Source organism: Pedobacter psychrodurus, assembly GCF_032678585.1.
Classification (GTDB): Bacteria; Bacteroidota; Bacteroidia; order Sphingobacteriales; family Sphingobacteriaceae; genus Pedobacter; species Pedobacter psychrodurus_A.
This window is the reverse complement of record NZ_JAVTSN010000059.1, coordinates 1-13,294: the sequence shown is the minus strand read 5'-3', so window position 1 is coordinate 13,294 and position 13,294 is coordinate 1. Positions and strand designations below refer to the sequence as shown.

At 37.8% G+C, this 13,294-nt stretch carries 10 protein-coding genes; 7 read left to right on the top strand and 3 right to left on the bottom strand.

What is annotated here, in order from left to right:
* Positions 1-144: 144 nt before the first annotated feature.
* A complete protein-coding gene (locus tag R2S57_RS26770) occupies positions 145-2,319 on the top strand; it encodes a glutamine synthetase III (protein ID WP_316847987.1) in 2,175 nt (724 codons plus the stop codon).
* A 1,381-nt stretch (positions 2,320-3,700) separates the two neighbouring features.
* Positions 3,701-4,882 carry an AIR synthase related protein gene (locus R2S57_RS26765; protein ID WP_316847986.1) on the top strand — a complete coding sequence of 394 codons (1,182 nt, stop codon included), beginning with the start codon at positions 3,701-3,703 and terminating at the stop codon, positions 4,880-4,882.
* A 63-nt stretch (positions 4,883-4,945) separates the two neighbouring features.
* Here the strand turns inward: R2S57_RS26765 and R2S57_RS26760 are convergent, their stop codons facing one another.
* The 3 genes from R2S57_RS26760 to R2S57_RS26750 form a co-directional block, all read right to left on the bottom strand.
* Positions 4,946-5,227, bottom strand: a complete 282-nt coding sequence (locus R2S57_RS26760; protein WP_316847985.1) for a hypothetical protein — start codon at positions 5,225-5,227, stop codon at positions 4,946-4,948.
* 134 nt (positions 5,228-5,361) lie between these two features.
* Positions 5,362-5,673, bottom strand: coding sequence for a hypothetical protein (locus tag R2S57_RS26755; RefSeq protein ID WP_316847984.1), 312 nt, complete (start codon positions 5,671-5,673; stop codon positions 5,362-5,364).
* A 188-nt stretch (positions 5,674-5,861) separates the two neighbouring features.
* Positions 5,862-9,218: a carboxypeptidase regulatory-like domain-containing protein gene (locus tag R2S57_RS26750; protein WP_316847983.1), complete on the bottom strand. Its 3,357-nt coding sequence runs from the start codon at positions 9,216-9,218 to the stop codon at positions 5,862-5,864.
* 708 nt (positions 9,219-9,926) lie between these two features.
* Here R2S57_RS26750 and lpdA point away from each other — a divergent pair.
* The 5 genes from lpdA to R2S57_RS26730 form a co-directional block, all read left to right on the top strand.
* Entirely contained in the window at positions 9,927-11,315 is a 1,389-nt protein-coding gene (lpdA, locus tag R2S57_RS26745) for a dihydrolipoyl dehydrogenase (RefSeq protein WP_316847982.1), read from the top strand.
* 140 nt (positions 11,316-11,455) lie between these two features.
* Positions 11,456-12,295, top strand: a complete 840-nt coding sequence (locus R2S57_RS26740; RefSeq protein ID WP_316847981.1) for an MBL fold metallo-hydrolase — start codon at positions 11,456-11,458, stop codon at positions 12,293-12,295.
* Positions 12,296-12,505: a hypothetical protein gene (locus R2S57_RS26735; RefSeq protein ID WP_316847980.1), complete on the top strand. Its 210-nt coding sequence runs from the start codon at positions 12,296-12,298 to the stop codon at positions 12,503-12,505. It begins immediately after the preceding gene.
* On the top strand, positions 12,448-12,855 hold the full coding sequence (locus R2S57_RS30615; protein WP_410479115.1) for a GNAT family N-acetyltransferase: 408 nt from the start codon (positions 12,448-12,450) through the stop codon (positions 12,853-12,855). Before R2S57_RS26735 ends, R2S57_RS30615 begins: the two co-directional genes overlap by 58 nt.
* Before the next feature lie 125 nt (positions 12,856-12,980).
* Positions 12,981-13,294 (top strand): hypothetical protein (locus R2S57_RS26730; protein ID WP_316847979.1); only part of this gene is annotated, 314 nt, incomplete at its 3' end.

Below are 13,294 nucleotides of genomic sequence, written 5' to 3'. Positions count from 1 at the left end.
AATCTATTTTCTTTACAAAAAATGAAATTTTTCATCTGAAAAACATTTTTTTATTTCATTTTCAATAAAATTGATATAAATAATACGATTGTTTTACGAAAATTAATAAAATATACTATTTTTGACAAAAAACATAACAAATTAATGAAAAGCTTAAGAACCATCGCATTAAAAGAGGCTCAAAACAGAATTTCACCAGAAGTTAAAGCACCAGCAGCAAAAATTTCTGACTTTTTTGGCGCTAATGTATTTGATAAGAGAAAAATGAGAGATTTCTTATCTAAGGACGTGTACGAAAAATTAATATCATCCATCAACCAGGGTGAATTAATTAATTCAGACGATGCCAACCAAATTGCAACTGCTATGAAAGCGTGGGCAATGAGCGCTGGCGCAACGCATTATACGCACTGGTTCCAGCCATTAACTGGTACAACTGCAGAAAAACACGATTCATTTTTTGAGCCAAGTGGCGATGGAGCTATCGAGAAATTTGCTGGTAGTGCATTAGTTCAACAAGAACCAGATGCATCTAGTTTCCCTAACGGTGGTATCCGTAATACTTTCGAAGCACGTGGTTATACTGCATGGGATCCTTCTTCTCCAGCTTTCATCATGGAAAGTAAAGCAGGTAAAACACTTTGTATCCCTACAGTATTTGTATCATATACCGGTGAAGCCTTGGATTATAAAGCACCTTTATTAAAAGCATTAGCTGCGCTTGATAAAGCTGCCGTTGATGTTTGCCAATATTTCGATAAAAGCATTACTAAAGTAAATGCTTCTTTAGGTATCGAACAAGAATATTTCCTGGTTGATGAGTCGTTATTCAATGCTCGTCCCGATTTATTATTAACTGGCCGTGCTTTATTCGGACACATGTCTGCTAAAGGCCAGCAATTAGAAGATCATTATTTCGGTTCTATCCCTGAGCGCGTATTCAGCTACATGGTAGATTTCGAAAACGAAGCTTTAAAATTAGGTATTCCTTTAAAAACCCGTCACAATGAGGTTGCACCATCTCAGTTTGAGTGTGCACCGATTTATGAAGAAATCAACCTGGCTATCGATCACAATCAATTGTTGATGGATTTGATGGAAAAAGTTGCCCGCCGTCACCATTTCCGTGTATTGTTACACGAAAAACCATACGCAGGTATCAACGGATCAGGTAAACACAACAACTGGTCGTTAATTACCGATACTGGTAAAAACTTATTGGCACCAGGTAAAACGCCTAAAAACAACTTAATGTTCCTTGCTTTCTTTGTAAATACAATCAAAGCCGTTAGCGAGCATGCCGATTTATTACGCGCAAGTATTGCATCAGTAAGCAACGATCACCGTTTAGGTGCCAACGAAGCGCCACCTGCAATTATCTCTATCTTCTTAGGTTCTCAATTGAACGACGTATTAGATGAGATTGAGCACTCACGTATCAGCAAAAAAATCAAAGAAGATAATGCACTTTGGTTAGGTATCCCTAAAATCCCTCAGATTTTATTAGACAATACCGACCGTAACCGTACTTCTCCTTTCGCATTTACAGGTAACAAATTTGAGCTTAGAGCTGTTGGATCTTCAGCAAACTCTTCTGCACCAATGACGATCTTAAACGCGATTATGGCTGAGCAATTGGTTAAATTTAAAGTTGAAGTTGATAAATTGATCAAAAAAGGCGACAAAAAAGACATCGCTTTATTAACAGTAATCAAAAAATACATCAAAGAATCTAAAGGTATCCGTTTCGAAGGCAATGGTTACAGCCAGGAGTGGGAAGATGAAGCGGCAACACGCGGTTTATCAAACATCAAAACTACACCTAAAGCTTTAGACGCTTATTTAACTGAAAAATCTGCTGAGTTATTTGCTACAACAGGTATTTACAGTGCACGTGAGATTCATGCCCGTCATGAAATCATGTTAGAAAACTTCTACAAAAAATTACAGATCGAAGCACGTGTAATGGGCGAAGTGGCTAACACAGCCATTATCCCGGCTGCAATTGCTTACCAAAACTCTTTAATCGCAAACGTACAAGGATTAAAAGCAATTGGTGTAGATAGCAAAGTTTCTATCGATATCGTTAAAAAATTAACTGAGCATTTAGAAATTGTGAAAACCAATATCGATGCGATGTTAGAAGAACGTAAAGTAACCAACAAAATCGAAGATACCCGCGAAAAAGCGATTGCTTACGATGAGAAAGTTAAATCTTACTTCGATATCATCCGTTACCACGCTGATAAATTAGAGCAGATTGTTGACGACAGCGTTTGGCCTTTACCAAAATTCAGAGAATTGTTATTCATGAAATAGATTTTAAGCCGTAAGGTTTAAGGTATAGGGCGTAAGGTTTTAAACTTTACGCCCTTTTCTTTTTGGTTCATTAGTTCATTTGTCATTGGTTCATTAGTAATTGCAAACTGGTTAATCGGTTAATTGTTTAAATCGGTTAATCGACTCCCAACTCCAAACTTAGTCAAGTTCATTAGTAATTGTAACCTGCCAATTGAAAACTGCCAACTGAAAATTGGTTAATCGGTTAACTGTCAATCGGAAACTGCCAACTGTAAATTGCAAACTTGTTAATCGGTTAATTGTTGAAATCGGTTAACTGTCAACTGCCAACTGAAAATTGCAAACTGGTTAATCGGTTAACTGTATTCCTGTATATCGTCCTCCTGAACTTGTTTCAGGATCTGATAGAGAGTGCTAAACCCTGGCTAATTGCTTGATCTGTGTAAAAAAATCCATCCTAAAACTAAAAACAACCTTTAACAATCTCAAACCTTGGTGTGCTTTGTGCTTTTGTGGTCAAATCAGTTTAGCTGTACGGAGGTGCCTTAGGTGGTAAAAATTAATTTGGAAAGCAATTTCAGTGCGCATCGGTTAATCCAGTCCTGCTTTCCTTCCTGCTGTAGAGTTTTCTCCAGATTTTTAATTCATGGTTTACAGCATCCATCCAATCAGGTTTAGTTCAGTTAGGCAGGTGCAAGAGAAACCCCGCCACAACGAACTGCTCTTCGTACCCTAATAAGCCCGATTGTATGGTCCAGAAATAAAATCCTACTGTGTGGGTGTCTTTTTTTAAAATAGTTTGGGCGTCATGCAAACCGGCTTTGAAAAACCACAGGCTTTACCGAAGGACGGCGTCAATTCCAAGTGGCAGAAGAATCAAAAAAAAAGGTGTACAATAGCAATACCAGCACTAACAAACCTGAAACGCAGTGGTTTTGTGTTCATTTGCACCGAATTGAAAGTTTAGTATAAACTCTGAACACAAAACGAAGTGCCACTGTTTTTTTGATGAGCGTGGGCACTGAGAAGCCACCTTGCTGGATCCGATAGCTATCGGATGACAAAGCGCTTTGGGTACTTTGGCGCTCCAAAGTACCATGCCTCCGCGGCAAAGAGCGGAAAAGATAATTGAATATTTTTGTCCACACACCGGGACGTTAAGTCTGGAGAGGAAAAGCGGGACTGAAAGCCGCCATGAAAAACGAACATTCACTTCCAAAAAAAATAAAATACTCCCTTTCATAATCGCAAACCTTTGTGTGCTTTGTGCCTTTGTGGTCAAATCAGCTTAGTTGCACTCAGGCACCTTATGTGGTAAAAAAACCTTGCCGCTTAGCCGTAAAAAACCTTAAGTATTTAGCTTTAGTCTTTCCCCTTAAAACCTTATCTTTGCGCCAACATGAGTGATAACAGGTACAATCAACGTGGCGTTTCTGCCTCAAAAGAAGATGTGCACAATGCCATCAAAAACATCGATAAAGGAATTTTCCCTAAAGCATTCTGCAAAATCATCCCCGATATTTTGGGTGGAAATGAGGAATATTGCAATATCATGCACGCAGATGGTGCAGGTACCAAATCATCTTTAGCTTACGTATACTGGAAAGAAACCGGCGATATTTCGGTATGGAAAGGCATTGCACAAGATGCCATCATCATGAATATCGACGATTTAATCTGCGTGGGTGCTACCGATAATATTTTGTTATCCTCAACTATCGGCCGGAACAAAAACCTGATCCCAGGTGAAGTAATTGCCGCCGTAATCAATGGAACTGAAGAAATTTTGGCCGATTTACGCGAGCAGGGTATCTCCATCTATTCAACAGGTGGCGAAACTGCCGATGTGGGCGACTTGGTAAGAACCATTATCGTCGATTCTACCGTAACCTGCAGGTTAAAGCGCGAAGACATCATCAGCAACGATAACATTCAACCAGGCGACGTAATTGTGGCCCTGGCCTCTTCCGGACAGGCTACTTACGAAACGGAATACAACGGTGGTATGGGATCAAACGGATTAACCTCTGCCCGCCATGATGTTTTTGATAAAACCGTAGCCAATAGTTATCCGGAAAGTTTTGACCCGGCAGTACCTTTCGACCTGGTTTTCTCTGGAAAAAAACAGTTGACAGAAGAAATCGAAATTGAAGATTTCGGCAAAATCACCGTTGGTAAACTGGTATTATCTCCTACCCGTACCTACGCACCTGTAATCAAAAAGATTTTAGAAGCTTACCGCAGTCAGATCAATGGTATTGTACATTGCAGCGGTGGTGCACAAACCAAGATATTACATTTCATCAATGATGATATCCATGTGATTAAAGATAATTTATTTCCTATTCCACCGCTTTTTAAACTCATACAGGAGCAATCGGGCACCGATTGGAAAGAAATGTACAAGGTATTTAATATGGGTCACCGCATGGAGTTATACGTACCACAAGCAATTGCCGAAAGCATTATCGAAATATCGAAAAGTTTTAACATCGATGCGCAGATCATCGGTCGCGTAGAAAAAGCTGAGCAAAAACAGGTAACCATCGAAAGCGAAAAAGGAACTTTTGTCTATCATTAAGAGATAATATTCAATTAAAAAGCCTGCTGAAATTAAATTTTCAGCAGGCTTTTTTTTTACGGGTTATTCACGATCTACAAATTTGTGGAAGGTACTTTCCTTTCCATCCGCCTTTTTATCCTGATAAAGGAAATCGAGTTTATGATCATCAAAGGTTTTAAAGAAGCTATCCCAATCTGTTTCTTTTAAATCAGAAGAACTGTTACTATGTTTTGGGAAGTGTATCCTTAAAATACCTTCACTTTTAGTTTTTGCAGTATCAGCAACTATTGCTGGTACACCATCATGTTTTTCTACCCATGCTTTTATGGTAGCATGATCATGGGTTTGTTTTGAACTGCTCATTGTTTTAAATATTAGTTTAATAAATAGATCTAATCTTAAAATCCTATACCAGCCCAAATGGTTTTATTTATTTACAAAAAAATCCCCGATCAAATTGACCGGGCGTTTCAAAAACATTTAGTTACCTGTATCAACTATTGTAACCTCAAAATCCGTTCACCATACTTAATTTCTGTTTCGGAGGTGATTTCAAATTCGTATTCTTTCACTGTGGTTATAGTTAGCTTTTTACCCTTAATTTTGTAGGTACCCCTATCTGAAACATCGCCACCTGGTACTATATCTGCTTTGCCATCTACCATGAGTGTAACACGAATCGCACTGCTAAGGTATCCATTTGGCTTGGGTACATTAATTTCATAAAATGTTTTTTCTTCCTTTACCGTTAGCTTTTTACAAGAAGTAAAACATAAAAACAAGAGTGTTAAATAGATAAGATTTTTCATATTTTTTTTTAGATTTATTACAAAAACGTATCTAGGATAATAAACGCTACAATTTCTATTCATCATTACAGCATTTCACGCTGCCAAATACTTACTCTAAAATACAATAATAGTATTTAAAATAAAATCATAAAAAAATCCCCGATCAAACTGATCGGGGATTCATAAAATATAAAGTGAATTAAGTATTAGTTAAAGTTATAACGAACACCAAATTGCATATAGTAAGTAGAAATAATAGTTTGCGATGTACCAAATGTTTCTTTCACGATATCATTATTAGCCGTATTCAACCTAAATGTTGGCTTAGTAGTATTGTTAATAGCACCAACATTTTGAGGAACAAGAATTGCAGCGTTGTTCACGAAATTTTGATTACCCCATTTACGGTTTAACAAATTCCCAACATTAAAAATATCAGCAGTAAACTGGAAAGAGTTTTTTGTTTTTCCAAAATTCTTGAACACCTCTTGGGTTAATCTGAAATCGAATTGATTTCTCCAAGGAGAAGTCGCAGCATTACGTTGAGCATATTCACCTTTATGTTTACTTAAATATTTATCCTGCTCAATATAAGCCATAAAAATATCACTTTGTTGTTGAGGTGTATATGTCTTTTGGGTAGGTCCTGTACCTACAACCACATTACCACTAAAAGTAATATCAGACGCGTCTTTTGGAATATAGATCAAATCATTTCCAGATATACCGTCACGATTGAAATCTGAACTATATGTATAAGAGAATCTTCCTTGCTGAGACCCCTCATAGAACAGTGAGAATGATGTTGCTAAATTACCAAAATATTCTTTTCTGTAAGAGATGTTAGCAATTACGCGGTCAGGATTTAAGTTACTAGAATAACTTAAAGTTGGCGAATTAGGATTACCCGTTGTTTGAGGTATAGACCAAAGGTTTAACAATTGATCACCACCACCATCACCGTAATTACGTTGATCAGAACGTGTATAAGCAATCATAGCATTAAGACCACCTTTGAACTGTTTAGTCAATTGAGCAGTAGCTTGCCAGTTATATCCACCTTTTGCATTGCTCATTTGAATTACGTTAAAACCAGAAGAACTTGTTGCAGCAGCAGTCGTAGCAACAGCACCCGCGGCAGTTAATGATACGTTTTGTCTTGCAAATGCACCAGCCGAAGTTGTTGGCAATTGTCCACCAGAAGGGAACATAGGCCTATTATCCCCATATCCACTAATATTTAAAGCAGTAGGGTCAACTAAATTGATATTTTTGGCAACAGCTACATTTAAATCTCTTCCGTAAATACCTTCTAATGTACCTACGATACCCCAAGGCAATTTAATATCAAATGCGATACTGGATTTCCATGTTTGTGGGAATTTCAAATTAGGAGACATTACGCTAATGCTACTTGGAATTGATGAACCTGCGGCAGGTGCAGCAGATAATAAATTCGGTGCAATACTTGGATTGAAAAATGGCGTATTTGCCTGACCAGAATAAGTTTGAGTGTATTGTAATAGACCTGCATCACCCGATTGAGAAACGATCCATACAAAAGGAATACGACCAGTAAAGATACCCGTACCTCCACGTACTTGGAAAGAACGATCACCAAATACATTCCAGTTAAAACCAAAACGAGGTGAATAAGAAATTCTGTTTTCAGGTAAAACACCAGTATCTACTTTTTGACCTGCAAAATTTAAACCTGCCACTAAAGGATGGGTTTTAACTTCACTAACATCTGGATAACTAGCTTGTTCAACACGTAAACCAGCAGTTAATTTCAAACGATCAGAAACCGTAAACTCGTCTTGCAAATAAGCAGAATATTGGTTGAATTTAAAACTTGGATATGCCTGAGAACCATCAGCAGTTAAAGGATAAGTTACGGCGTAGTTTGATGGTTTTGCACCATTTACAAAGTCATTCCAAGAATTAAATACATAATAACCTGTACCAAAACGTTGGAAACCATTTTTAGTTGTACTAAATTCTGCTTGTAAACCAACACTTAAGTTATGTTTACCCAAAGCAATACTTAAATCATCAGAATAAGTATAACCTTTAACATCTCTTAAGTTGCCATAAGTAAATGGCTCATAACCAAATGATGTTGCAACAGCAGAACCATCTAGGATATCAACCAATGGAAAAGGGCTACTATCTGATTTTCTTGGATCATTCTGATGTGAATAGGTAGCTCTCGCAACATTTGTTACTTTACTTCCGAAAGATGATGTTAACTCAGCAACTCCTGAATATAGATTAGCCGCTTGATAGTAATTTGAATTGGCAAATGACAATGCAGTATTTGCAACCCTATTATTTGCAGATGCAAAAGTTACACCAGAACCTGTTGTAGAATTACTCAAAGATGATGGCGACTGACTTTCTACCTGATTATAACGTACACTAAAGCGTTGAGTTTTAGAAATATTCCAATCTAAACGTGCAAACATTTTTTCGTTGTCGCTGATATTTGAATAACCTTGGTAAGGACCCGTTTTATAACCATACTTAGAATCTAAATAAGCAGAAACCCCATTTAGAAAATCTACCGTTGGCCTAGATACAAACGAAGGAGAAGATCCTCCGAACGGAAGTGCTGATGTAGCGGCAATTTTAGTAGTACCTGGAGATACAGTATGTTTTTTTTCATAATTCACAAAAAAGAACAATCTATCTTTAATAATTGGACCACCAAAACTGGCCCCGTAATTTTTCTCATCTAGCTTTTGAAGCGTACCTAATCTAAATTCTTCACCGATTCTTTTTCCTTGTTGTTCTTCACCGCGCATCGTGTAGAAAGCATTACCAGTAAAAGTATTTGTACCTGAACGGGTAACCGCAGTTACAGAACCTCCCGTAAAACCGGTCTGGCGTACATCAAAAGGAGTTACATTGATCGAGATTTGCTCCAATGCATCAATCGAAATTGGAGAACCACCAGCAGGAATGTTCTGACCAATACCAAATTGATTATTAAAGTTGGCACCATCTACCGTAAAGTTATTTGAGCGGTAGTTACCACCCCCAATTGATGTACCATTAGCTTGTGGTGTTAAACGGGTTAAATCGTTAACACTACGGGTAATGGTTGGCAAACTTTGAATTTGTTGCTTTGTAATAACTGTAGAAGTACCATTTCTGCTTGAATTCATGATGCTGTTAGTACTTTGACCAACAACTTTAACTTCTGATAAAGTAGAGCTATTGTCTGCTAATACTACATTCAATAAGTAAGGTTCACCTAATTTTAAATAAACATCAGTTAATTTTTCTGGATTGTAACCAACAAAACTAATTTCAATGGTGTATGGTCCACCTACGCGAGTACCACCAATTGTAAAACGACCATCGCTGTTTGTAGATACTGAATAAACAGTACCGGTTGGTGTGTGTGTTGCTTTAACACTTGCACCAGGTAAGGCGCCTTTGGCATCCTTAATTGTTCCTGTTATTGATGATGTGGTTACCTGTGCGCTTGCACCAATAGTAATACCTACAAATGCCACAATAACCAGTACTAATCTTAAAAGTAAAGATTTCTTCATACTTTGTTTTTTAAATGTTTTTTGTTGTTGAATAATAATCTAAAAAGGGATAATTAATGCTACAAAGTTACCCAATAAAATTTAACACATTTTAACATTCAATGTTAAATAATTATTAAGTCGGGCAAAACTTTTCAACATTTAACACACATTGAGTCTGTTATAACTTTCACTTTATCAATACATTGATGACACAAGTAAATTTTTAACAACAAAACTTACCGTTGATTATAATTTAAGCAAAAAACCCTTCTAAACATTGGTATTTTTCTAAAAAGAGCTACTAACAGCAATTCTCGAAGCAAAAACAGCACATTAATTTAACTTATCGCCGTAAACGGCTGCAATTTTTTAGCATAAACTCCATATAATGCACCAACACAAAACCTTAAATTTTAAGCAACAATATTCAGTCAGTGTAAATTTTACCTGCTATCTCAATATTGATCTAGTCAATTGACATTTTTTTTTTAGTTTTGAACGATTGTTTAAGGATGACGACCCTTTAACTTTTTGTAAGGTGAAAATAGGAAACTATAAGCACGAGATTAATCCGCCCAAAGCAGAGACTCCTTCATCCGAAGATTACAGCGAATACAAAACAATTAAAAAATAAATCTCTTAAAATAGATAGGGGCCATATCATTAATGATGACTTTAATAATATAAACTCCATTTGAGAGATAAAAAATAAACTAGAAAAAACAGATGAATTACGATGTTATTGTTTTAGGCAGCGGCCCAGGTGGTTACGTAGCTGCAATCAGAGCTTCTCAATTGGGACTAAAAGTTGCAATTGTTGAGCGTGAATCATTAGGTGGTATTTGTTTAAACTGGGGCTGTATCCCTACTAAAGCCCTTTTAAAAAGCGCGCAGGTTTTCGAATATATTAATCATGCAGCTGATTACGGCATTACAACAGCTGGTGCAACTGCAGATTTTGCAGCAGTGGTAAAACGTAGCCGTGGTGTAGCAGACGGGATGAGCAAAGGCGTTCAATTTTTAATGAAAAAAAATAAAATTGACGTTATTATGGGTACTGGTAAAGTAAAACCAGGAAACAAATTAGAAGTTAAAGGTGCCGATGGTTCTCAACAAGAACTAAGTGCAAAAAATATCATCATCGCTACAGGCGCACGTTCGAGAGAATTGCCTAACCTGAAACAAGACGGTAAAAAAATTATCGGCTACCGCCAGGCCATGGTACTTCCTGAATTGCCAAAAAGCATGGTAGTAGTAGGTTCTGGTGCTATTGGTGTAGAGTTTGCTTATTTCTATGCCACAATGGGTACCAAAGTAACCATCGTCGAATTTATGGATAACGTTGTTCCGGTTGAGGATGAAGACGTTTCTAAACAATTATTGCGCAGCCTGAAAAAAGTGGGTATCGATGTAATGACTTCAGCAAGTGTTGAAGCGGTTGATACTAGCGGTGCAGGCTGTAAAGTTTCTGTTAAAACAGCTTCAGGTATGCAAACCATCGAAGCCGATATCGTGCTTTCAGCGGCTGGTATCGTAGCCAACATCGAAAACATTGGTTTAGAAGAAACCGGTATCAAAACCGAAAAAGGTAAAATCGTTACCGACGAATTCTACAATACATCAGTTAAAGGATATTATGCCATTGGTGATGTAGTTGGCGGACAAGCATTAGCCCACGTAGCTTCTGCAGAAGGTATTATCTGTGTAGAAAAAATTGCTGGTCAGCATGCAGAGCCTTTAGATTACAACAATATCCCGGGCTGTACTTATTGCACTCCAGAAATTGCTTCAGTAGGTTATACCGAAAAAGCAGCGAAAGCAGCGGGTTACGAATTGAAAATCGGTAAGTTCCCATTTTCAGCTTCAGGTAAAGCAAGTGCTGCAGGTGCTAAAGATGGTTTCGTAAAATTAATTTTCGATGCTAAATACGGCGAATTATTAGGCGCACACATGATCGGTACAAACGTTACCGAAATGATTGCCGAGATCGTAGTGGCACGTAAACTGGAAACCACTGGTCATGAAATGATTAAATCTGTTCACCCTCACCCTACCATGAGCGAAGCCATTATGGAAGCTGCCGCTGATGCTTACGGAGAAGTGATCCACTTATAAGTCCAGAGTCTGTAGTCGAAAGTCTATAGTCCAGGGTCCACATAACAAAACCCTTTAGTTAATCCTAAAGGGTTTTTGTATTTTTAACCAATCAAGTCTTGATACCTGATACTTGATACTAAATACTCGATACTACAAAAATGAAACTCCACACCATAAACTCAGGCTTATTTAAATTAGATGGCGGCGCTATGTTTGGCGTTGTCCCAAAGGCGATCTGGCAAAAAACCAATCCTGCAGATGCGAATAACCTTTGTACCTGGGCCATGCGTCTTCTTTTAATTGAAGAAGGTAATCAATTGATTTTAGTGGATACCGGTATAGGAAACAAACAGGATGAAAAATTTTTCAGCCACTATTATCTGCATGGCGATGATACGATAGAAAAATCGCTGGCACAACTGGGTTTCGGAACAGCTGATATTACAGATGTTTTCCTCACCCACTTACACTTCGATCATGTTGGTGGCGCAGTGGTAAGAGAAAACGATAAACTGATACCAGCCTTTAAAAACGCAACCTACTGGAGCAACGAAAAACATTGGCAATGGGCTGTAGAACCAAATGCACGGGAAAAAGCCTCTTTCCTGAAAGAAAACATTCTTCCAATCCAGGAAAGTGGGCAACTTAAATTTATTGAAGAGCAAGAAAACATCGAATGGCAGAAAAACATCAACATTAGTTTTGCATACGGACATACCGATGCCATGATGTTGCCAAAAATTAACTATAAAGGACGAACCATTGTATATATGGCCGATTTATTGCCTTCCGTTGGTCACCTTCCCCTACCCTATGTAATGGCCTACGATATGTTCCCTTTAAAAACCCTGACAGAGAAACAAGCCTTTTTAGAAGAAGCGGTTAACAACAACTATATATTATACTTAGAGCACGACCCTATTCATGAATGCTGTACCCTACAAAGAACAGAAAAAGGAATCCGTGTGGCCGAAATCTTCAACCTAAGCGACATTTAAATGATCAGACCAGCCAAACCCACAGATGCAGAAGAAGTAGTGCCATTGATTATCCAGGCGATGGGTCCACTAGCGCATAAATTAACCAATATTGAAGACGACGAATTGATTAATGCGACATTTACGCACTTCTTTAAACTGGAGGGCAATCAATACAGTTACGGGATACCCTGGTTTTTGAAGAAGAAGGCAAAGTACTGGGATCCTTAAACACTTATGATGGGGCAAAACTGCTCGAACTCCGCAAACCTTTTTTAGCCTATGTAGCAGCGCACTACCATGCAAGCGACCTCAATCAAGGCACAGAAACCGAAGCCGGAGAGTTTTACCTCGATAGCATCAGCGTTAAGCCCTCCGCCCAGGGAAAGGGAATTGGAAAACAATTAATTAAGGCTGGCATCGATTGGGCTAAAAAACTTGGTCACCATACTGTTGGCCTTCTGGTAGAACAAAATAATGAAAACGCAGTAAAGCTTTACCAAAAAATGGGTTTCTTTATCCAGAACGAAAAACAATTTATGGGTGGCTTGTATCACCACATGATTTTTAAGATCAAATAATTAGCCTCTGGTTATTCACGCTTACCGCCAAACGCTTTTCGCTGAACGCTCCCCGCAAAGCGCTTCTCAAATTTATTTCCATTTTTATTTGTATTTAATCTAAATAATACCAATTTTTGTAACCGATGGAAAAAGCATGTATCGATATTAACGAACTGGTTAACGTATTCTCAAATACCCATGGTTCTATTTATCAATCAGATAAATTAAATTGCTTTTATGTAGATTTTGGCGGCAAGTTTGCCCGCTTCAATTGCCTGTCGCTCCAAAAATTGAAAAAGGTTGTAGAAGATATCGATATCGAAGCACTTCTTTTAAATACCCACAAAGCCGATTTCGAATTGGTTACCTTTAATGGTTGCGAGCACATCTATTTATTGAGTGCTTTAGAAATCATCGCCTTAAAAGATTTATTACAGGGTACCTTTACCATGTTCAA

Bases quoted from the DNA above. Each gene is read 5' to 3' on its own strand.
- R2S57_RS26770 (WP_316847987.1), top strand. From the start codon at position 145: ATGAAAAGCTTAAGAACCATCGCATTAAAAGAGGCTCAAAACAGAATT.
- R2S57_RS26735 (WP_316847980.1), top strand. From the start codon at position 12,296: ATGATCAGACCAGCCAAACCCACAGATGCAGAAGAAGTAGTGCCATTG.
- lpdA (WP_316847982.1), top strand. From the start codon at position 9,927: ATGAATTACGATGTTATTGTTTTAGGCAGCGGCCCAGGTGGTTACGTA.
- R2S57_RS26765 (WP_316847986.1), top strand. From the start codon at position 3,701: ATGAGTGATAACAGGTACAATCAACGTGGCGTTTCTGCCTCAAAAGAA.
- R2S57_RS26740 (WP_316847981.1), top strand. From the start codon at position 11,456: ATGAAACTCCACACCATAAACTCAGGCTTATTTAAATTAGATGGCGGC.
- R2S57_RS26760 (WP_316847985.1), bottom strand. From the start codon at position 5,227: ATGAGCAGTTCAAAACAAACCCATGATCATGCTACCATAAAAGCATGG.
- R2S57_RS26755 (WP_316847984.1), bottom strand. From the start codon at position 5,673: ATGAAAAATCTTATCTATTTAACACTCTTGTTTTTATGTTTTACTTCT.
- R2S57_RS26750 (WP_316847983.1), bottom strand. From the start codon at position 9,218: ATGAAGAAATCTTTACTTTTAAGATTAGTACTGGTTATTGTGGCATTT.